At 56.7% G+C, this 21,181-nt stretch carries 18 protein-coding genes; 13 read left to right on the forward strand and 5 right to left on the reverse strand.

The features are described from left to right. Positions 1-9 precede the first annotated feature (9 nt). The 3 genes from ACQYWX_RS11730 to ACQYWX_RS11740 are packed head-to-tail and all read right to left on the reverse strand — an operon-like array spanning position 10 to position 2,814. A complete protein-coding gene (locus ACQYWX_RS11730; protein WP_431688898.1) occupies positions 10-1,272 on the reverse strand; it encodes a hypothetical protein in 1,263 nt (420 codons plus the stop codon). A gap of 23 nt (positions 1,273-1,295) precedes the next feature. Next, the gene (locus tag ACQYWX_RS11735; RefSeq protein ID WP_127969851.1) at positions 1,296-2,150 is read right to left on the reverse strand and encodes an outer membrane lipoprotein-sorting protein; all 855 of its coding nucleotides are present in this window, start codon (positions 2,148-2,150) and stop codon (positions 1,296-1,298) included. A gap of 49 nt (positions 2,151-2,199) precedes the next feature. After that, on the reverse strand, positions 2,200-2,814 hold the full coding sequence (locus ACQYWX_RS11740) for a Dabb family protein (RefSeq protein ID WP_431688899.1): 615 nt from the start codon (positions 2,812-2,814) through the stop codon (positions 2,200-2,202). Positions 2,815-3,038: 224 nt separating this feature from the next. On the opposite strand from ACQYWX_RS11740, the gene ACQYWX_RS11745 reads away from it, so the two are divergent. From ACQYWX_RS11745 to ACQYWX_RS11805, 13 genes are all read left to right on the forward strand, one after another. Next, the gene (locus ACQYWX_RS11745; RefSeq protein ID WP_216735855.1) at positions 3,039-3,755 is read left to right on the forward strand and encodes a nitroreductase family protein; all 717 of its coding nucleotides are present in this window, start codon (positions 3,039-3,041) and stop codon (positions 3,753-3,755) included. 88 nt (positions 3,756-3,843) lie between these two features. Continuing rightward, entirely contained in the window at positions 3,844-4,824 is a 981-nt protein-coding gene (locus ACQYWX_RS11750) for an NAD-dependent epimerase/dehydratase family protein (RefSeq protein WP_431688900.1), read from the forward strand. Between the two features lie 28 nt (positions 4,825-4,852). Further along, positions 4,853-6,253 (forward strand): enoyl-CoA hydratase/isomerase family protein, encoded by a 1,401-nt coding sequence (locus ACQYWX_RS11755; protein WP_431688901.1) that lies wholly within the window; start codon positions 4,853-4,855, stop codon positions 6,251-6,253. 4 nt (positions 6,254-6,257) lie between these two features. Then, the gene (locus ACQYWX_RS11760) at positions 6,258-7,445 is read left to right on the forward strand and encodes a Phenylacetic acid catabolic protein (RefSeq protein ID WP_216735858.1); all 1,188 of its coding nucleotides are present in this window, start codon (positions 6,258-6,260) and stop codon (positions 7,443-7,445) included. Positions 7,446-7,493: 48 nt separating this feature from the next. Beyond that, complete coding sequence (locus ACQYWX_RS11765) at positions 7,494-9,014, forward strand: NAD(P)/FAD-dependent oxidoreductase (protein WP_279501822.1); 1,521 nt, start codon at positions 7,494-7,496, stop codon at positions 9,012-9,014. A gap of 31 nt (positions 9,015-9,045) precedes the next feature. Beyond that, on the forward strand, positions 9,046-12,345 hold the full coding sequence (locus tag ACQYWX_RS11770) for a benzoate-CoA ligase family protein (protein ID WP_431688902.1): 3,300 nt from the start codon (positions 9,046-9,048) through the stop codon (positions 12,343-12,345). Positions 12,346-12,483: 138 nt separating this feature from the next. Continuing rightward, the gene (locus ACQYWX_RS11775) at positions 12,484-13,251 is read left to right on the forward strand and encodes an SAM-dependent methyltransferase (protein WP_216735861.1); all 768 of its coding nucleotides are present in this window, start codon (positions 12,484-12,486) and stop codon (positions 13,249-13,251) included. A gap of 71 nt (positions 13,252-13,322) precedes the next feature. Further along, positions 13,323-14,369: an MBL fold metallo-hydrolase gene (locus tag ACQYWX_RS11780; protein ID WP_216735862.1), complete on the forward strand. Its 1,047-nt coding sequence runs from the start codon at positions 13,323-13,325 to the stop codon at positions 14,367-14,369. A 4-nt stretch (positions 14,370-14,373) separates the two neighbouring features. Continuing rightward, on the forward strand, positions 14,374-15,411 hold the full coding sequence (locus tag ACQYWX_RS11785; protein ID WP_216735863.1) for an NAD-dependent epimerase/dehydratase family protein: 1,038 nt from the start codon (positions 14,374-14,376) through the stop codon (positions 15,409-15,411). A gap of 80 nt (positions 15,412-15,491) precedes the next feature. Continuing rightward, positions 15,492-15,830: a hypothetical protein gene (locus tag ACQYWX_RS11790; protein WP_216735864.1), complete on the forward strand. Its 339-nt coding sequence runs from the start codon at positions 15,492-15,494 to the stop codon at positions 15,828-15,830. Between the two features lie 38 nt (positions 15,831-15,868). Beyond that, entirely contained in the window at positions 15,869-16,222 is a 354-nt protein-coding gene (locus ACQYWX_RS11795) for a hypothetical protein (RefSeq protein WP_216735865.1), read from the forward strand. 265 nt (positions 16,223-16,487) lie between these two features. Beyond that, positions 16,488-17,867 carry a molecular chaperone gene (gene yegD / locus ACQYWX_RS11800; RefSeq protein ID WP_216735866.1) on the forward strand — a complete coding sequence of 460 codons (1,380 nt, stop codon included), beginning with the start codon at positions 16,488-16,490 and terminating at the stop codon, positions 17,865-17,867. A gap of 61 nt (positions 17,868-17,928) precedes the next feature. Further along, on the forward strand, positions 17,929-18,474 hold the full coding sequence (locus ACQYWX_RS11805; protein WP_431688903.1) for a type II secretion system protein GspG: 546 nt from the start codon (positions 17,929-17,931) through the stop codon (positions 18,472-18,474). 188 nt (positions 18,475-18,662) lie between these two features. On the opposite strand, the gene ACQYWX_RS11810 is transcribed toward ACQYWX_RS11805, so the two are convergent. Both ACQYWX_RS11810 and ACQYWX_RS11815 read right to left on the reverse strand, forming a co-directional pair. Beyond that, positions 18,663-18,857, reverse strand: coding sequence for a DUF6316 family protein (locus ACQYWX_RS11810; RefSeq protein ID WP_127969866.1), 195 nt, complete (start codon positions 18,855-18,857; stop codon positions 18,663-18,665). A 260-nt stretch (positions 18,858-19,117) separates the two neighbouring features. Next, on the reverse strand, positions 19,118-20,893 hold the full coding sequence (locus ACQYWX_RS11815; protein ID WP_431688904.1) for an ABC transporter substrate-binding protein: 1,776 nt from the start codon (positions 20,891-20,893) through the stop codon (positions 19,118-19,120). Between the last annotated feature and the right edge of the window lie 288 nt (positions 20,894-21,181).

Genomic DNA, 21,181 nt, shown 5'->3' on the forward strand with positions numbered 1-21,181 from the left:
ATCACCGGATCAGTCGAAATAGTAAGTGAATGAAGCGTTGATCAATTGGTCATCGCGCAGGGGATACAATGGATCGCTGTCGTCTGGGTCGTAACCGCGTAAAGTCAGTTCCATGGCGATATTGGGGGTCAGACGACGTTTGAAGTTGAGGTGATAGACCGCCGCGCTGTGATTGAGGTCCGCAATGGCCCCGACGATCAGCGTGCTGTCGTTGTAATCGTTGGAGGCCCAGCGCACGCCGACGAAGAGATCCTGATCGAAAGGCGTCCCCAGCGCGTCATCGCCGCGAGAGTCATAGATATACTCGGCGAAAACGCTGAGGTCCGCTTGTTCTTCGGGGCGGATAAAGGTGTATTCCGCTCCCGCCACGGCGGCGAAAAAGTCTGTCGGCAACGTATAGCGCGAGCTGGACTCTTCCGTATTGTTGTAAGCGAACTCGCCTTTGTATAACCAGCTTCCCGCGGTGCCCTGCACTGTAAAACCCGTGGTTCTCACCTTGTAATACAGCGGGCGTAAATGTCCGGGCTCGGCGCCGGGAACAAATAGTGGGTCCTGGCGATAACCGTCGTAATGAAAGGCGGCGAGGTTCACCTCTCCGGTTACTTTCTCCACCCGCAGCGCGTAACTCAGGCGGTGATTGTCCCGATCATCGGTGAACAGGGCGTCGTCCTCGTCGAACTCCAGTTGTCCGCGGGTGGGATTCTCCCGGGCTTCGCGACTGGGCAGAGTGCGCTCGCGAAACCAGGGCAGCGCATACACTTCATACTGCATGGATTCCGCCTGATAGGCGTAGCGAATGCTGGGGGCGCCGAGTTTGTCCTGGCCTGCCGGATCGCCGGCGATGTCGCGCTGGTTGATCACATCCGCCACCTGCAACGGCAGAACGTTCACTGCTTCCACGGTGCTCCAGGACACATGACGCAGACCGATATTCACGATGTGGCTATCGTGGAAGTACTCGAAGTCCAGCTCCTTGAAGTCGACGCGGTGACGATTGTCGTCAACGAAATCCACGCGACCATACGGCGTGGCTTTCAGGCTCCAGTTGTGCGGGAGGTAGGTGAACAGCTCCGCCGATCCTGCCAGCGCCGCATTGCCATGATCCTGAATCGGCGCGCCTTTCTGCGGATACCAGTAAATCTCAGGGCTGAGGTAGGCGCTGGTGACGGAGATGTCCGCAGCGCCGGCGCCGAGGGGCAGGGCGATGGCTAACGCCAGGGTCGCCGCGCCCGCTCGCTGTGACGCAAATCGCAAGTGTGAGTGCCTGGGCATGAGCATCCCTTTCGCCGCCGAGGTTAAAAGCGGCGCAGGGTGTCGTTGCTCACCCGGCTCAGGTTGAAGCTGTTGAACTCGCCGCCGTCAGCGGCGCCAAACACATAGTCGCTGAGCTGCAGAATGGTTTTCTTCTTGTTCTGCAGGTTCACCATCTCAAAGTGTTTGGGACGCCAGAAGCGGTTCTCGTACTTATTCCATTCGCTCAGCGTCAGGGTTTTCAGCATGTCGCCCTTGGCGTCGTAAAACTCGATGTAACTGGTCTGATAGTTACTCTTGTCCACATGGGTGACCTGCTTGCTGTAACCGGAATAGCCATACACCGGCGTGCGTTCCACCACCCAGTAATCCGGCGTTTCGCTCAGCAGGTTGTACGTGTATTTGGACAGTTCCGTGGTGGAGATATCCTCCCAGCTGAACTCGGAGCCGACGAAAGAGCCCGACTTGTTCTGCGCGTTGATCTTCTTGGTGCGCTTGATGGTGGGCATGAACAGCCACTGATTGTCCGCGCCTTCGGACTGTTCAAAGGTAAGCATCACCGTGCCTTTGATGTCGTTGGGCTCGACGAAGATACCGATGGTTTTATCAGGCACCCCGGCTTCCTCCATCATTTTTTTGATTACCAGGCGCTTGCTGGTGCGGCCCTGGGCGTCCACCAGAGTCATTTCCATGCGCGCCTCGGTTGAGGTCCAGCCCTCGTCAATCAGGTACTGATGAGTGTAAATCTCCAGTCCTTTTTTCTGGGACTCGGACTGATGGCGCGCGGCGATCGGGTCCAGATATCCGTTGATGTTTTTCTCGTCGTAATTGCCCGCCTGAACCGCGCCGGCCGTCAGCGCCGCCGTCAGAAATGCGATGGAAAGTGCTCCTCTTTGCATGATGAATCTCCGCTGATTCCTGTGTGACCGCCGCCGGTCATCCCGCGACTCAAGCGTCGTGGGGCCGGGACAGGTGATTGATGACGTATCGGTTGGACACTACGGGTTTGAAATAACGCGCAGCGATCTTCTTGTGCTCGGGATTGTCGATGAAGCGTTGCAGGTAGTGCTCCGACTTGAAGGTCCAGATGGAAATGAAATCTCCATAACTGACATCGGGCGACACCGCTGATAAGGATTCTTCTCCCTGCAGCCGATGTATGGGGCCGCAATCCATGCTCAACAGACCTTCGGACAGGGCGGCGAGGCGATTGAGCGCCTGCTGAAAACTGTCGATATCCGCGGCGGAGGCGTCGTCCTTGAACTTCACCATGACAATGCGCTTGTAGGCGCCGCTTTCCCGGTGAGCCCGGAACAGTCGGCTGCGCAACGAGCGCAATGCGGCGGCGGGGGCGAACTTGCGTTCTTTTTCGGTGGGAGCGGTAGCGTTTTCCGTCGCCTGAATGAGAAACCGCTCGGCGGCTTCGGCGAATTCCTCTGCTGTCTGACGCATGAGTCGCCAGAGAAAGCCGTCGTTTTCCGTCCAGGTCGCCGCGCCTTGGGTAAATAACCGGGACAATCCTGTCTCCGTTCTGAATTTACCCGTCTCTGGTTTGAATCTCATACTGGGCTCCACTTCCGAAATGCGTCTGCTGCATTCCTTATCTCTCGTTAATTCAAACACTTAAATAAAGCGTTCCAACTTTGCTATCGGCCAAATTCTTAATGAGCGGGGCGCCTCTGAGCAACCGTTAATGGTGAGACATTGTGTCCCGATTTTGGTTGTAGCCAACGAGAAGGGGAGTCAATTAAGGTTTTTCAAACAGCGAAATCACGGATTGCAGGCTCATGTTATTCATCGAAGGCGAATACGAAACCATAGAAGACTGGGTAGCCGATGCGGACACCGGATACTTCAAACGCACCAAGCCGGGCTCGCAACGTCAGGACGCCGCGGTGCTTTCGAAACTGCTGCGTAAACGCAAGGCGTACAAACGCTTCCATGCGGACTGCGTCATTCCGGAAACGGATGTGGAGTACATCCTGCAGCAGGCAAGTCTGTCGCCTTCGGCCTTCAATATACAGCATTGGCGCGTGATTCGGGTGCGGCGCCAGGCGCTCAGAAACGAGATTCTGAAAGCGGCCTGGAATCAAAAGCAGATCAGCGAAGCGGCGGAGATTCTGGTGGTGTGCGCCGACAAGAAAGCCTGGGCCACTCCCGGCATGCCGTTCTGCCACAGCCGTAATCCCCAGGACCGTGCGGCGTTCGCCAACATGCTGCGTTCCATATACGCAAACAATCCTGCGCTGGAGAGAGATGAGGCCATGCGTTCCGCGAATCTGTTCGCCATGTCGGTGATGTTGATTGCGGAATCGCTGGACTATCAAAGCTGCCCCATGTCCGGGTTCAACTACAAACGGGTTTCCGAGCTTCTGCATCTGGATGAAGACAGAGTGGAGATCGCCATGATTCTGACCATAGGCAAAGGCGTCAGCCAGCCGGGGACAGGCAAAAGGCGCATTCCGGCGGCCCGTTTCACCCATGAGGACAAGTACCGGGATTGAACGGCGGGCGCAGGGACGCTTCGGCGAACTCCACTGCGACAACAATTAAAAGCACGCGAAACGAAGACTGTCTTTAGAAGGAGGCACTGTGGACACCATATTCATTATGGGCGCAACCGGATTCATCGGCGAGGAAACCGCCAGAAGCCATATCGCCAAAGGCAATAAAGTACTGGGACTGGCGCGTAGTGAAGCCAGCGCCGCCAAATTGAGATCCATCGGCGTCACGCCCGTCATGGGCGATGTCTACCGCCCCGAAGAGTGGCTGTCAAAGCTGCCCAAGATCGATTACGCCATCAATGTGCTGGGCTTTTTCACCGACGGCATGCCGGCGCGTTTCAGCGTCAGCCACGCGGAAAAGTGCTGCGAGAAATACACCCGCTGGATCAAAGTCACTATCGATCTGGCGCGCCGAAAAGGCATCAAAGCGGTGGTCAACGTCACCGGCACCACCATCTTCGAAGACATGGGCTTGGATTGGGTGACGGAAGAAACCCCCATTCGCTATACCCCCTCCGGTTTCAACCGGGTTGCGACGCCCGCCACCAAGCTGTGCCAGCAGGCGATTGCCGAAGGATTGCCGTTGATCATCGCCGTGGCCCCCAGCGTGGTATACGGCGACAAGCCCACTTCCTCCTTTGACGAAGTCTTCGTCAAGCCGCTGGAAAAAGGGCAGATGGGCGTGGTCGGCGACGGCAAGAACTACATCACCACCGGACACGTGGAAGATGTCGGTCGCGCCATCGCGCATATCACTGACGTCAAATACGCCGGCGAATTTTTTCACATCGCCGACGACCAGCCGGTCACTCAGCGCGAATTCGTCACCTCCATCGCCAGAGCGCTGGGTAAGACGCGGGTGATGACCATGCCGAGATGGCTGGTGGCGATCCTGGGCGGCAAGTGCGCGGTGGAGTTCATGACCCTGTCCCAGCGCATCAGCAACGCCAAATTGAAGAGCACCGGCTTCACCCTGAAACACCCGCGTTTTCTCGATGAAGTCGGCGATGTGGTGCGCAGCATGAGACGCGCCCGCGCAGGTCAAAAACTGCAGGCGTCGCCCGCCTGATTCCCGCAACGCCAGCAAGGAGACAAACATGGATTTTCGCTTTATCAACAATCGCCTGGATGAGTCCATCGCCATTCTGGAACTGGACGATCCGTCCGCCAACACACTGACTTACGACCTGCTGCATGAACTGGAATACAAGTTCCTGGCGCTGGAGGCGGACCCGCAGGTGCAGGCGATCGTCATCACTGGCAAGGGCGCGCGCTTTTTCTCCGGCGGAGTGAACATCGGCATGCTGCTGACCGCGGGCAAGAAGTTCAACTCCAACTTCATTCTGTACGCCGCGGAAGTGCTGGAAGCGATCACTCATTCCAAGAAGCTGATCGTCGCCGCCATCAACGGCAACATAACTGGCGGCGGACTGGAATTGGCGCTGGTGGCGCACAAGCGGGTGGCGGTGGAAGGCGAGTACAACATCGGTTTCCCGGAAGTGCGCCTGGGCGTTATCCCGGGGATGGGCGGCACGCAACGTCTGACGCGTCTGGTGGGACCGCAGACCGCGCTGGAAATGATCACCCAGGGGCAGTTCATCAGTGCGGAGCGGGCGAAAGAAATCGGTCTGGTGGATGAGATTTATCCCCAGGAAGGCTTCCTTAATCGCGCCATCGCGTTCACCCGCGAGCAACTGAACGCGCTGAAACCGGCGCCGACGCTCTCCAGCGAAACCGGCGCGGCGCTGGCGCAGAGTCTGAGCACGCCGTTCCCCGAAGGATTGGCGACCCTGCGCAAAGAGAACGGGCTGGCGCTGATTACTCTGACCGAAGCCAGCGCCTCGGCGGATGCGTTCTCCACCTTGCGCGCGCTCAACGAACGGCTGCTGGAGGCCCGCATCGACGAAGACGTATACGCCTTGGCGATCGATCTGTCTGCGGGCCTCCTGCGAGCCGACGAGCTGATTGATAACGATGACTTTGTGGTCGAGTACGGACGCAGGGTGTTCTCCCGCATCGACGGCTTCGCCCGCCTGTGCGTGCTCTACTGCAACCGCGCCATGTCGGAGCTGGAAATGGAACTGGCGCTGGCCTGCGACTTCCGCTTCTGCGATCAGGCCGGATTGACGGCGGAGGTGGCGTTGCCCACGGGCGAACTGGCGATTCTGCAACGTTATCCCAGCCAGCTTCCCGCTGCGCTCGCCGGCAAACAAGTGACGTTGGCGCGACTGGTGGAAACAGGTCTGTTCCGTTGCATCGACGAAGAAGATCCTCTGGCCTGGGTGGCGCGTTACATGACCCGGTTTCTGCCGCCCAACGGCGCCAGCACCGCCATCGGCTACGCCAAGCTGGCCATCAGTAAAGGTTATGCGGAGAGCATTCCCTCAGCGCTGCTGCTGGAGCGCCACCTGCAGGAGCAACTATTCATCGGCGCGGACAGTCAGGAAGGCATGAGCGCGTACATCGAAAAACGCACACCCAACTTTAAAGGGGCATAGGAAAATGGCCGCCATTAACGAATACACCATTGATAAGAAGTATCACGACGCGTTGATCGAATGGCAGCGCAAGAACTTCCCGGACATCGGTCTGCTGGAGAAGTATTGGGATGTCTACTTCCCGAATGATCCTGCCTGGCGCTTGACCGCCAAGCTCTCCGAAGTGAAAGCGGATCTCATCAATCAGGGCAAGTATCAGGGCGTGAAGAAGTACGCCACCGCCCGCGAGATGAAAGGCTCCATGCTGTATCAGGCGCTGCGCATCATCAAGGCCCAGTGCAGCACTGAGCTGGGCTCTATCCAGCAGCATATGGACACTGTGAACACCTGCTACACGGATAAGGCGAAGTTCAGCGTGCTGCGCATCATGGCGGAAGAATTTCGTCACGCCTATCAGATGTTCTGGGTGCTGTCTCACGACCCAAGCTGGTCCACCACCGGGTCCAGCCGCATTGCGGAAAACACTTTGGACGAGCTGTTGTCCATGAACACCGGCTCCCATGTGCTGGACGCGTTCAACATTCCTTTTACGGACTCGCTGGATAACGTCACGTTCGCCTGCTTCATCGACCGGGTGGGGCGCTTCCAGCTCACCATGCAGGAAGAGTTCGCCTACGCGCCCATGGCCGCCAGCATGCGTCCCATGCTGAAAGAAGAAGCCTTCCACCTGAAAACCGGTTGGGAAGTGCTGAAGGAAATCTGCGAAATGGCGGCGGTGGGCGAAGGCCCCTGGACCCTGGCGGACATCCAGAAAAAGATCAATCTCTGGTATCCCCGCGCGCTGGAAATGTTCGGCAGCGAGGAGGGCGGCGAGTCCAACCTCGAATTCAGTTTCAAAACCATGTCCAACAAAGAGGCGATTGGCGGTTACATCAAAGAGATCGAGTGGCTGCTCAACTCTCTTAACGCGGCCATCTTGCAGCGTCGACATCCTGAACTGAGCAAGGAGCAGGTGCGTCTGATGGCGAAAGAAACCGCGATTCTGCGGCTGCCTTCCACTCGCTTCCTGCGCTTCCGCAGCGGCGAGGGGATACATGAGTCCACTTTCGACGTGGATGGCAATCGCATCAGCCCCTTTGAATACATCAATTACCTGACCCGTGTGCTGCCGGAGAAACTGTGTAGCACGGAGTACTTCAGAAGCTACACGGACAGGATTCGTCAGGCGCTGCCGACCATGACGGCGGCGTAGACGGGGACCTTGGACAGACACGGCACATTAATACGGATGGATAAAGTTATGTACGACGTTGCAATCATCGGATCAGGATTCGGAGGCGCCGCAAGCGCCATCATGCTGGCGAAACTGGGCCACACTGTGGCGCTGATTGAGAAGGGCAAGCACCCGCGCTTCGCGCTGGGCGAATCGACTACGCCCATCATGAGTAAGACGATTCGGCACCTGGGTCAGAAATACGACATTCCCGAGTTCGTCAATCTGGCCAGTTACGACACCATCATGAACGCGCACATGCCGATCACCTGCGGACCCAAGGAGCTGTTCCACTACTTCTGGCATGAACCTGGATTGTCCTCCGCCAAACTGAGCAATGGCGCCGTGCCGGAAATCATCGTGCAGACGCCGGAAGTGGACACGCAGTTGTACCGTGCGGAGAGCGACAAATATCTGGTGGACGTGGCGATCAGCTACGGCGCGGATTATTTCGAGGAAACCACCGTTGAAGACATTGAATTCAATGACGACGGCGCGGTGATCAAGTGCTCCCGTCCAGACGGAAGCGCCAGCGAAATCAAAACCAGGTTCATCATCGACGGCACCGGCCATCGTTCGCTGATTTCCCAGCGTTACGACCTGATTGTGCCGCAGGAAGAACTGGATACGCCGCTGAAAAGCCGCAGCATTTTCACTCACTTCAAGGATATCGGCGACTTCGAAAGCAGTTTGGAATGTGATGACGCCTTTATCGGACGCACCCCGGTTCCGCGTATTCGCGGCACTCAGCACCACTGCTTCGACGGCGGCTGGATCTGGTTCATCCCGTTCGACAACGGCGTCACCAGCGTGGGGCTGAACCTGGATATCGACACCTATCCAATCAATGACAAAACCGGGGAAGAAGAATTCTGGGAGATCATCGGACGTTATCCGATTGTCGAAAAGATGTTGAAGGGACGCGAAACCTTGATGCCGTTTATCAAGACCAAACGCATTCAGTTTCGTACAAAACAAGCGGTCGGCGATCGTTGGGCCATGTTGCCGGGTTCGGCGGTAGGAGGTGATGGTTGGTTTAGTACCGGACTCGGCTTTACCTTACTTTGCGCACATCGCATCGTAGACATGCTGCATACCAAGATGCTCAAGGACGACGACTTTTCCCGTCAATATCTGGAGAACTACGAAACCGCGCTGTTCAAGGAGTGGAAGTACGTCTGCCGCATGGTGGACGGCATCTACAAGAGCATGCGCCACTTCGAAGTGTTCAAGTACTACTGCTTCTTCTGCTTCATGGGTGCGGAGAGCTTCGTGCACCGTGGCGGCATCAAACGTCCGCACGATCCCAAGTTCCTGCTGCTCAACGTCGGCGACGACAACTTCGTCGCCAAGTTCGAAGAGTTTTACACCATGGTGAAGGACCTGCACGAACGCGATGAGGTGACCCAGGAGCAGCTCGATTATCTGCGCGATTTCGTGCGCTTCGAAATGAAAGACTACAACTACCGGGATTACGGCAACCCCATTTACGGCGGCGTGCACCGTCGGTTGGACAAGTCATCCCGATACTTCGCGGAACTGGCCTGATCAACTGAGAAATGACCACGGAGAGGACAACATGGTTGCGAGTAATCTTGATCCTATAAGCGTTGATGTCGTCGTAGTGGGCGGAGGCATCGCGGGGTGCTGGACGGCGCTGAAGCTGTTGCGCAAGGGCATCCCCACCGCCATCGCCTTCTACAGCGATAGCGATCGGGGCGGCAAGCTGGGCGCTTCCGCTTTGTCGGTGGGCGCCATCAACACCTCTCCGTTGACGCGCGGGGATTATCTGGAATGGTTGACCGACCTGGGGCGCGGACAAGAGCACTCCGACGTCGGCGCCATCACCAGAAATCACCTGGCGTCGGAACTGGACGCGCTGCTGGAGTTTGACGCGCTCAAGAACATCCAATTGGGTGTGGCGCTGAAATCCGGTTCCGGTCGACATCTGTTGGCGCGGCTGCTGCAGGAAATCCGTTATCTGGGCGGCGTCGTTTTAGACAACGCCTGGGTGACCCGCATCGTCGCCGACGCCAAGCGTTGCCATGGCGTGCAGTATCAAAGCGGCGATCAAATCGGAGCGGTGTACGCCGGCGCGGTGGTGCTGGCCTCCGGCGGCTATTCCGGCCTGTTCCATGGTTCGGTGAAAACCGGCACCTACGGTTCCGTGCATGGTCGCCATCTCGCCGCCGGCGGCTGGTTGAGCAATCTGGAGTTCGTATTCAAACACGGCTACGGACAACCGGACCTGGGCACCCTGACGCCGACGGAAGAACTGCCGGGCGCGGAAATCTATGACGAGAACGGCGAACACGTGGACTGGCTGGAGCAGGAACTGTTCTACGGACGCGGCACCAGCAATCACTTCCAGGCGTTCATGACCTGGCGTAAGGGCGGCGATCTTAAATACTACGTGGACTTCCGCTATCGCGAACTGCACCGCAGCATCAAACGCATCGCCGTAGTTGGCTCCGACGACATCGAAGATATCTGCGCGGACAAAGAAGCGCTGATCGCCGGTCTGGTGGAACGCTGCCCGGAAGCCAGTCAAGACGCTCTGCGGGAGATTCTTGAAGCGGTGAACCAGCATGAACGGGAGTACAACTTTGAGACGTTCAGCGAGATCAAGGCGCTGGTCGCGGACGCCTATCCGGTGGATCGCAGCCGCATTCGTCAGATCTCTTATTTTTCCATGGGCGGCGTGGCCCACCACAAATTCAAAACCAATCTGAAGAACGTGTTCGTGTGCGGCGAAGCCATGCACGACTACGGCGCTCATCGGGTCGGGGGGTTACCGTGGGCGTTGTATCTCTGCGCCGCTAAAGTGATTTCAGAAAAGATCGACTTGCTCAAGCGGCAGGGACATTTGCTGTCTACGCCGTTCGAGTTGGATGACAAAGCGTCCGCCTATGACAAGAAGTTGGTGGCGGAGTTGCAGCAGGGATTGCAGCGCTATCAGGAAAGCGGCGTGGATGTGGAAGGCGCGGCAGCCTTCGCCGACTGGATTCGGGATCAACGACGCACGCTGACGGCGCAACACCGGGAACTGGATGACGTGGTGGCCTATCTGCTGGTGGGCGAGGCCATTATGCGCTCCTCCCTGGCCCGGCAGGAAAGCCGCGGCTGTTTCTTCCGGGACGATTTCGGGGATGAAAATCCCGCCCTGAGCTCACAACGGACGCTGACCCGCTATGACTCAGAATCCGATGAAGTACACGCGGAGCTGATCAGCGCCGAACAACTCTCCGCAATGATAGACAGAGGGCGATTAGCGATGGACGACAAATCTATGATAAGCAGCGCGGCCACAAAAAACGCGGCTTACTTTCTGTTGAAAAAGCATGTTGAAACCGGACTTGGCGGCAAAGCGGCGGTGGAGACGCTGGACGTTTCATACACTTACGACGAACTGTGGAGCCTGACCAGTCGATACGCCGGTTTCCTGAAAGCCAGCCGCATCGACGAGGGCGACCGCGTCGCGTTGCTGCTGAACGACCGTCCCGAATATCTGGCGATGTTCCTGGCGACGCAGCAAATCGGCGCCATCGCGATCCCGCTCAACACCTTCTCGAAAGAGCAGGAATTGACCCATTATCTGGAGGATTCCGGGGCCAAGCTGCTGATCACCGAAGCGGAACTGGTGGCTCGTTACTCCGTAGAGCAGATCAACGAGCAGACCCATGTGGAAGTGGTCAGCTATGAGGACATCGCCACTTCCCGCATGGAGCCGGTGGAGGATATTTTGCCGGTGAGTGATGAAACCATCGGCTTCATTCTCTACACCTCCGGCAGCACCGGCAAACCCAAAGGCGCGATTCATCGCCAGGTGAGCATGGGCTTCAGCGCGGAGAACTTTGCGCGCAAAACCCTGAAGATCAACGACCGCGACCGTATTTTCTCTTCCTCCAAGTTGTTCTTCGCTTATGGACTGGGGAACTCGCTTTACTTCCCACTGTACTTCGGCGCCACCGCGCTGTTGTGCAGCACCAAGGCGGCCCCGGAAGTAATTCGCGATATTTTGGGACAACTCAAGCCGACGGTCTTCTTCGCGGTGCCGGCGGTGTATCGGGGCATCCTGGAGGGCGGCGGCGCAACGGAAGACAACTTCCGCTCCGTACGCTTGTGCGTCAGCGCCGGCGAAGCGCTGCCGATCAAGCTGGCGCAACAGTGGTGCGCCGCCACCGGCGTGGAAGTGCTGGATGGCATTGGCAGCACTGAGGCATTGCATATCTTCTGCGTCTCCAACCATTCCTCCGCCAAGGAAAGCTATTACGGCCGCGCTGTGCCTGGCTATGAGCTTTGTGTGTGCGATGAGAACGGCAAAGTCCTGACGGAAAACGCCATCGGCGAGCTGCGGGTGAAAGGGCCCACCCTGGCGCAGGGCTATTGGAACAATCCCGCCAAGACGGCGGAAACCTTCTACGACGGATCGCTGTTGACCGGCGACCGCTATTTCGCCAACGACAAAGGCGAGTATGTCTTTGTCGGCAGACATGGCGACACCTACAAATCCTCCGGCCTGTGGGTCTCCACCCTGGAGATCGAAGCGGTGCTGGGCGAGCTGGGGGTGGTGGCGGAGTCTTCTGTGGTGGTGTTCCAGGGCAACGACGGGCTGTTGAAATCCAAAGCCTATGTGGTAGCCCGGGAAGCGGAAAGCTTCGAGGACAAACAGCGGGTGGAGACGGATACGCACCGCTTCCTGCGGGAGCGTCTGCCTAAATACAAAACCCCTCATTGCGTGGAGGCGCTGGACGAACTGCCCCGCACCGCCACCGGCAAAATCGCCAAGGCGATCCTGCGGGATATGGCTCAGGAAGTCATCTGGGCCAGACCGGTGAGAGAAAGCGCTCCAGAACGGGAGCTGAACATGGCGCAGTAGCGCCGCACTCTAAACGCCGACGTTGGGATGGGCCCGGCGCGGCGGACTAATAAAAAAACTTCCCCCAAAGAAACTGATTCCGCCTGCGGGCGGAGGAGGTGGGGGGCTCTAAACAATACTCTTACGGAGAGAAGTAGAATGAGCTTCAGTAACCCAAAGTACTATTCAAACACGGCCACACTTTACAGCGCGGCTTTGGATGAGGGTGACTACCACGATTGGAAAGACTCCATCATTACAGGCCTGATGGGATTCATCACCCCGTTCCCGGAGAAGATGCGCATCAACCGCGCGTTCGTCCGGCAGATGTACGAGGGCTACCAGCAGGAAGGCTTCAACAATATTCTGGATATCGGCGCCGGCCCCATTCCCCGAGGTCATGAGTGGGCGACCGAGGCCAATATCATGTACGTCGATCACAACCCGGACATCGTTGAGCACGCGCGCAGAAAACTGCCCGCCGGCGCCAGCGCAAGATACGAAACCTCCAGCGTCGGCGCGTTGCCAGGGCTGCTGGAAAAAGGTCTGGTGGACGGCTTCTTCGATGATTCCAGAAAAGTGGCTTTTGGTTCCAACGCGGTGTTGATGTTCGTGGACGACGCGGAAATCAAGAGCACCTTCCAATACCTGTACGACTGGTGCGCGCCGGGCTCCGTGCTGAAAATCAGCACCACTGGCATCACCGGATCGGAGAGCGACCTGCGCGCCAAGTTCATTCGCACCTTCTTCAAGAAGGTCAATGCGCCCATGCACATTCGTAACGTGGACAAGTTCTGCGAACTGTTTGCCCCCTGGAAAGTCACGCGTCGCCCCATGCCGTTGTGGGAGTGGGTGAACTGGCCGCCTTCCAAAATGACAGCGGGCATCGGTTTCGATATCTACGGTATTGAACTGCGTAAAGAGTGATTCGCGTCAGGCATGCCGAGCGGTTCGCCCGCTCTTCCCATGGATCGCGGTTAACGCACGAGGAATAAGATATGGATAACATACACAAGGACATCCCCTTCGGGAGTCCGGTTCAGGTGGGGCAGGGCGTATTCCTGCTGAAAATGCCGCTGCCGTTTCGCCTGGATCATATCAACCTGTATCTGATCGATGATCAGGACGGGTGGATTCTGGTCGATACCGGCCTGAATCATCGCGCTGTGCGTGAGACATGGGAAGCGTTGGCGGATACGGTCTTCCAGCAAAAGCCGATCAAGAAGATCCTGATCACCCATCTGCATCCGGATCATATTGGTCAGGCGGCCTGGCTGCAGCGCCGCTTCAAGGCGGACGCCTATATTTCCGAAGGGGACTGGCTGATGGCGCAGCGGCTGTGGTTTTCCCCTGCGGAAAGCGCGATTCCCCGCTACGCGGCGCACTACCGGGCGTTTGGCGTGGACGGGGAGCGTTTCGAGCAACTGATCGAAAACCGCGGCAACTATCAGCGTCTGGTGAAGGAACTGCCTTTACAGGTCAAGTTCCTGCGCACTGGCGATATCATCAGCGCGGCCAGCGGCGACTGGCGCGTGGTCAGCGGCAGCGGCCATTCTCCAGAGCATCTGTGTCTGTGGAATGAGGCCAGCCGTGAGATGATCACCGGCGACCATGTGTTGCCGAAAATCACCCCGAATATCGGCATTATCGTGGGCGGTCTGTCTAACCCACTTGAAAACTACCTGTTGTCCCTGGAGGATTTTCTGGCGATTGATTGCGCCAGATATTTCCCTGCCCATGGACTGCCTTCAGAGAACTACCATGAGCGCATCGCTGAGATCAAAATGCATCATCATCGGCAGTTGCAGAAACTTTTGAGCGGTTGCGGCGAACCGACCACTGTGTTCGAAGCGGTGGGCATGCTGTTCAATACGGAACTGCCGCCTCACCAGTATATGTTTGCGCTGGGAGAGACCGCCGCGCACCTGCGTTATCTTGAAAGCATCGGGTTGATGCATCGCGAGGGCGAGAAAACCTGGTCTTTCAAATCCGTCTCCCAAGCCGACCAGCAGAGGGAGGAAACCGCCTGCGCGTCTTCGGTGTAAGGTCATGACGGAGAGGAGCAGCGGGGTGTTCAAGGTCAGGAAAGTTCTGGTGACCGGCGCGACGGGGTTCGCCGGGAGCCATATTCTGGAAGCGCTGAGTCGAGTCCCAGGAATCCGGCCTATCGCCGCCTGCCGTCATCCCGGCGCACTGCCGGCGGAAGTCTGTTGCGAAGTGCGCGAAGGCGATTTGCGTGACGCCAATTACATCAAGGATGTGTGCCGGGGCGTGGATGTGGTGATTCACGCAGCGGCCTGGACGTCTCTGTATGGTCATCGCGAAAGTTCGCAACGCCTGTATTTCCAGCCGACCCTCGGATTGATCGAGGCGGCGCGGCAGGCGGGCGTGAAGGTTTTCATCAACACCAGCACTGCTTCCGCCGCCGCGCCGGAGCGTTCCTCGGACCCCTATAGTCCAGGCGTCGAGCCTCCTTATTGGCCGCACCTGTGTAATCTGGTGCGCATCGAAAATATCCTGCGCGGATACGCTCGCGACTGGTTTAAGGTGATTAACCTGCGCATGGGGATTTATGTCGGGCGACGTTATCGCGTCGGTTTTCTGCCGATATTGCTGCCACGCCTGAAAACACGGCTGATTCCCTGGATTCGCGGCGGCAAAACCAGCTTGCCCCTGATCGATGGTCGCGATATCGGTCAGGCGTTTTCTCTGGCGGCGCAATGGACGCCGGGAGAAAACTTCGCCGCCTTCAATATTGTCGGTTCCGGCCCGCCCAGCGTGCGTGAAGTGATCGAATACATCGCCGACCGGCATCAGATTCCCAAACCCTGTTACAGCGTGCCGTTTCCCGTCGCCTATGGCGTGGGCGAACTGATGGAGCTGATTGATCCCTTGATGCCCTTTGACCCATTGGTTACCCGCAGCCTGATTCACTTGCTGGAGGAAACCGGGGCTGACAACAGCCGCGCGACCGCTGTGCTGGGCTATCAGCCGCAGATCGACTGGCGACGCTCCATTGACGAACAAATTGAAGAAATATGCCGCCAGAAAACCCTGGCGCCTATGCATAATTTGTTGGAGACCTGAGAGTCTGTTTAAATTACGGACCTATCGGTAAGTTGTGCGCAGCCTGCGCCGCGCCGTGGATATGGGAAATGGATCGCATAATGGAATCTCTTTTGTCCTTCATCAACAATTCTGTCTTATGGCTGGTCTATATTGTTCTGGACCTGCCCGGCGAAATCAGCGCTCGCAATGCCGCAGAGCGCCATCAGCGCAACTTGAGCGCGCTGGAAGCGACGCTGAAGGAAGGTGGCCAAGCCAGCTCGACCATCATTTCCGATGGCGAGCGCATGCAGGCGGTTCTTTACTATGATGGGGAATTCAGGGCGACCCTTAAGGGGGAAGAAAAGGAGTCGACAACGATGGGTTTTCAAACCATCGACGCGCTGGATGAATACTTAACAAACTCAACGCCTTTCAGGGCGCGTGACTTTATTGCGTAACACCATGCTTAAAATAAAAAAGACGGAAAGGATTCATTATGAATAAAGACATCTGGTTGATTTATCACAAGTCCTCACTCAGCCCCCGTTCGTCCATCAATATGGACGGCTCCGATTACATGGTCGGCGTCAGCGCCGTTCCCGCCAGAGAGATGATGGAAGCCATTGAGCTATTCAAAGAGCATCTGCGGGAAGACTACATGGCCCCCATGGAGTTGTGGAAGTGCGTGAAATGGGGCTCGGGCGATTATGGTCTGGAAAGTGAAATCGGCGCGGATATCGAAGAATCCGTCACCCTTGCTCAGGCCAGCAACACCACCATCACCACCGGTATTTCCTCCGAATTTCTGGCTGACCTGGAGGAAGAGCTTGTTGTGGTGAAGTCTGAGTGATGCAAAAGTAAGACGGCAAGACGCGTTGTTCAAAATCCGTCTTCAACAGCGACCAGACGCACAAGCCCTTACTGAGTAACGCAAGTAAATGTAAGGGGCGACGAAACGGGCGCATTTGTTCAAGTGCGCTCGTTTTGCTGTGCGTGTTTACCCGTTAATCAGGCAGGTGACGTTGTCTCGTCGTCCGAATCTATCTCTATTTAAACTAGAACACCCCGACCCGCATCGTTATAATCGCCGGCTTTTTTCCAAAAAGGGGCCAGTTATGTTCGCCGGTTTTGATTATGGGACCTCCAATTGCGCGCTGGGCGTGATTCGTCGCGGAGAAGAGGCGTCATCGGAGGTGAAGTTGCTGGGCCTGGATCGGGACTCGGTGTTGCTGCCTTCCAATCTTTATGCTCTGGATCGCAGTCTGGTATGTGAATATGTCGCCGGGCGCATTGCTGATCCGGACGCCCGTGAATCCTATCTCACCTCCCGCCCTAACGCTGCCGGACAGGCGCAACGCGCCCGCCGCGAGCTGAGCATCGGTTCTGACGAACAAGTGCTGTGCGTCGGCCGGCAGGCGGTGGATCTGCACATCGAAGCGCCGGATGAAGGCTTTTATATCAAGTCTCCCAAATCTTTCCTGGGTTCTGGCGGTCTGAGTCGGCCGCAACTCGACTTCATTGAAGACGTAGTCACCGCCATGATGATATGGGCGAAGTCCCAGGCGGAGGCGAACGCGGGAGCGGAGCTGTCGCAAGCGGTGATCGGTCGTCCGGTGAATTATCAAGGAGCGGATAGCGACGCGGCGAACCGGCAGGCCATGGAAATCATGACCTCCGCGGCGCAGCGGGCGGGATTCAAAGACTTTGAATTCATGTATGAGCCTCTGGCAGCGGGCGTTAACTTCGAAAGTCGCATGCAGCAGGACCAAGTGCTGCTGGTCGTCGATATCGGCGGCGGCACCACCGACTGCTCCATGGTGAGAATGGGGCCGTCGCACCGCAATAACGACAATCGCAGCGATGACTTTCTGGCGCACTGCGGTCAGCGCACCGGCGGAAATGATCTGGATATCTACCTGACATACAAAGGCCTGATGCCGTTGTTTGGTCTGGGAACCGATAAAAAATCTGGTCTCACCATGCCCACGCAGCCGTTCTGGAGCGCCATTGAAATCAACAATGTGCGCACTCAGGCGGAATTCAGCGCCTGGCAGACCCGCGATGACATTGCGCAGCTATGCCGCGACGCCAAACGCCCGGAGTTATTGAACCGTCTGTTGCTGCTGCAGGAAGGCCGCAAGAGCTATCAGTTGGTGCGCAGCGGAGAGCAGGCCAAGATCGAGCTGTCAGACGCCGACGCCCATGAGGTGAATCTCGACTACATCGAAAAAGGCCTCAGCCAGCCTTTGGATCGCGCGATGCTGGGCGAAGCGATTCAAAATCCGCTCAACCGGATTATCGACATCGTGCGCGAGGCGCTGAAGCTGGCGCAATGCCGTCCGGACCTGGTATACCTCACCGGCGGCAGCGGCAAATCCCCGGTTATCCGCGCCGCGCTTGAGCAGGAACTTGGTGAGATTCCCGTCGTGGACGGCGACTTCTTCGGTAGCGTCGCGGCGGGCCTGACCCAATGGGCCGCTAAAATCTACCGATAACAGGCTGCAGATAAAGGTACGGATGAAGCTACGGATAAAGGCCGAAAAGTAAGGAAATAAAATGGAGCGAGTGGTCAAGAAACTAACGTTAGGATTGTTTGGGTTTTGGTTACTCGCTTTGATGGTCGCTCTGATTACATTGCGTACCTGTCCAGGCGCGATTGAATGCAGCCAGCATGACGATCGCATCCTGTTGACGTCTTTGCAAAGCGCGCTGCGTCTGTATCAGCTCGACCACGACGCACTGCCTTCAAGAGAGCAAGGATTACAGGCGTTGAAGAACGGTTATCTCGGCAAAATCCCAACCGACGCTTGGGGACAAGAGTATCAGTACTCTCCTGAGCCCTCGCATGGAGCGGAAATGACGCTGTACTCGATTGGCCCAAATGGCGTCGATGAAAAAGGCGAGGGCGACGATATCGTGAACTGGGATAAGGCCTATCCCTGCGGCGTCTTTGATCCCTGTCCTACCTTCTGTGAACGAACCCAAAATACAGCGATTCATGCAAGTATGATCTTGCTTCCTGTTATCTGTCTGTCTGGATTGGCGTGGTTGGCGATATTTGTACGACGCAGACGTCAGGTGAGAGGGGTTGAGAGAGAGTAGAGGGGGGGGTTAAATAGGTAAGCTCTTGATGGCTGGGGGGGGAAGTTATTTCAACGGTGTTCAATTTACGGGGGAGAAATTTCCAAACACCCGCTTTTTACTTAGAGTCGCGCTGCTAAGACTGGCGGGCGCTTGGCTCATTTTGGGCTATCTTCCTGTGATAGTTCGTCATCCTTGCATTCCCTTTTTTATTCCGCTTCTACCTGCATGTAGTCGATATAAGCGTTGAGTCCGTCTTCCGCTTCTTGCTGCGAAGCGTAGGGGCCGATGGGAATTTGTTCGCGGGTCAGGTAGAACCACTCGCCGTTTTCGATATAAAAACGATCTGAGCGATCGTAGCTGGGACGCTGAAGCGCGTCGTCGGTGCGTGTCATTTGGTTCATGTCTACTCCATAAGAAACTGCTGTTAGAACCGGAAAGGCGAAAAATTATACACATTTACACTTTGTTACAAAAGGGCGAAATGCCTCGCCCTTCTAAGACTTTCAGCGAATACCCGTCATTTTGACTAGGGTATTCCCTAGGGGCGGAGTCATTTTGGGACTCAGATAGGGCGCCAGTCGATTAACTAGAGTGACTTCTTTGAACTCCCAGTCTCCGACCGGCGCATCGTGCGTCGTAATACCTTGTGTTCCTGGCGATATCAGCGTACGCGGCCGTTCTTCCAGGCTTTCAACAGCTCGTCGTAAGACGCCGTAACGCCCTTGGGTTTTTCATTGGACAGTTTGGGCTTGGGCGCGCCGGGTTGGCGCAGCCAGTAGTCTGCGCCCTTGACCTCACTGGCGTCCGCGATTTTGGGCGCGCAGGACTGCAGCTCCATGTTTCTCTGAATAACCGCCATCGCCCGATCCTGCCTTTCCGCCAAAGTGTCCAGCGCCTGCTGCGGGGTTTTCTTGCCGGTGATGGCGTCCGCCAGCGTCGGCCACCAGTAGCGCGATAGCTTGGGGTAGTCCGGGACGTTGACGCCGGTGGGCGTCCAGGCTTTGCGGGCGGGACTCAAGTAGAACTCCACCAGTCCGCCCAGTTTGGGAGCGGCTTTTTGCATGGCGGCGGATCTCAAGTCGGATTCGCGAATCGGCGTCAGGCCCACCAGAGTTTTCTTCAGGGATACGGTTTTAGCGACGGTGAACTGCGCATACAGCCAGACCGCTTTTTGTCGGGTTGGGCTCATGTTTTTGGGAATGGTCCAGGAACCGGCGTCCTGATAACCCAGCTTCATCCCTTCCTGCCAATAGGCTCCGTGAGGCGAGGGCGCCATGCGCCATTTTGGCGTGCCGTCGCTGTTCACCACTGGCAGACCGGGCTTGGTCATGTCTGAGGTGAAGGCGGTGTACCAGAAAATCTGCTGGGCGATGTGGCCCTGCGCGGGAACGGAGCCAGCTTCGCTGAAGTCCATTTTGATGGCTTCCGGCGGCGCATATTTCTTCAGCCAGTCGATATATTTCTCCAGTGAGTACACGGCGGCGGGGCTGTTGGTGGCGCCGCCGCGATCCATACTGGAGCCCACCGGGTGGCAACCTTCGATGCGGATGCCCCATTCATCTACGGGCTTGCCGTTGGGCAGTCCCGGGTCTCCTGCGCCGGCCATGGAAAACCAGGCGTCAGTGAAGCGCCAGCCTAAAGACGGATCGCGCTTGCCGTAATCCATGTGTCCGTAAACCCGCTCGCCATCGATGTGTTTGACCTTATTAGTGAAGAAGTCGGCGATGTCCTCATAGGCGGACCAGTTGATCGGCACCCCGAGTTCGTAGCCGTAAATCTCTTTGAACTTCTTCTTCAGGTCCGGGCGTTGGAACCAGTCGTAGCGAAACCAGTAAAGGTTGGCGAACTGTTGATCGGGAAGCTGATAGATCTTGCCGTCGAGCCCGGTCACGAAGCTGACGCCGATAAAGTCGTTGATGTCCAGAGTGGGTAAGGTGACGTCTTTGCCTTCCCCTTGCATGAAATCGCTCAAAGCGAGAATACGCCCGGAGCGGGAGTGATTGCCGATCAGGTCGGAGTCGCTGATGAAGGCGTCATAACGGTGTTGGTCGCCAATGAACTGCACCCAAAGGCGGTCAATGACTGTGCCTTCCGGCTGCAATTCATGGTTGATCTTAATCCCGGTCAGTTCGTTGAACGCCTTCGCCAACACCTGGGATTCATATTCGTGGGTTTTAATGGTTTCCGACAGTACGTTCAGTTCGAGTCCCTGATAAGGCGCGGCGGTGTGGATAAACCAGGCCAGCTCTTCGATTTGCTGATCCCGGCTGATGGAGGAGTCCTTGAACTCGCTGTCCACCCATTTTTCCACCTGCGCGCGTTTTTGCGGCGTCAGCCTGTCGGTATAGGGGCCGGCGGCTGCGTCGGCGGTATGCAGCGCCGCAGCAAGAGTGAGAGAAAGTATAGAGACGCTAAAAGTGTTTTTTATTGTGATCATAACTACTCAACCTGTCTTCGTATTTGTTCGTTTTTATTTGAGAAAGGAAAGCGATACAGCCGGCATTCGAAATATGACGCCAATTGCAATGGATAAAATTTATACACAAAATGCCGTAATTTAAATGGCTGGCGCTGAATTATTTGTAATTATTCGTATGTGAATAGGCTAAGTGGGTGCGATGAATGAATTTTCTAAAACGAAAAATTTGGAAAAATGGCGTTTTTGTGCGCAATGTGTATAATCCAACGCCCCTTTTTTATCGGTCTCGCCTTGCTGGTGAAGGCC

The organism is Hahella sp. NBU794 (genome assembly GCF_050749805.1).
GTDB lineage: Bacteria > Pseudomonadota > Gammaproteobacteria > Pseudomonadales > Oleiphilaceae > Hahella.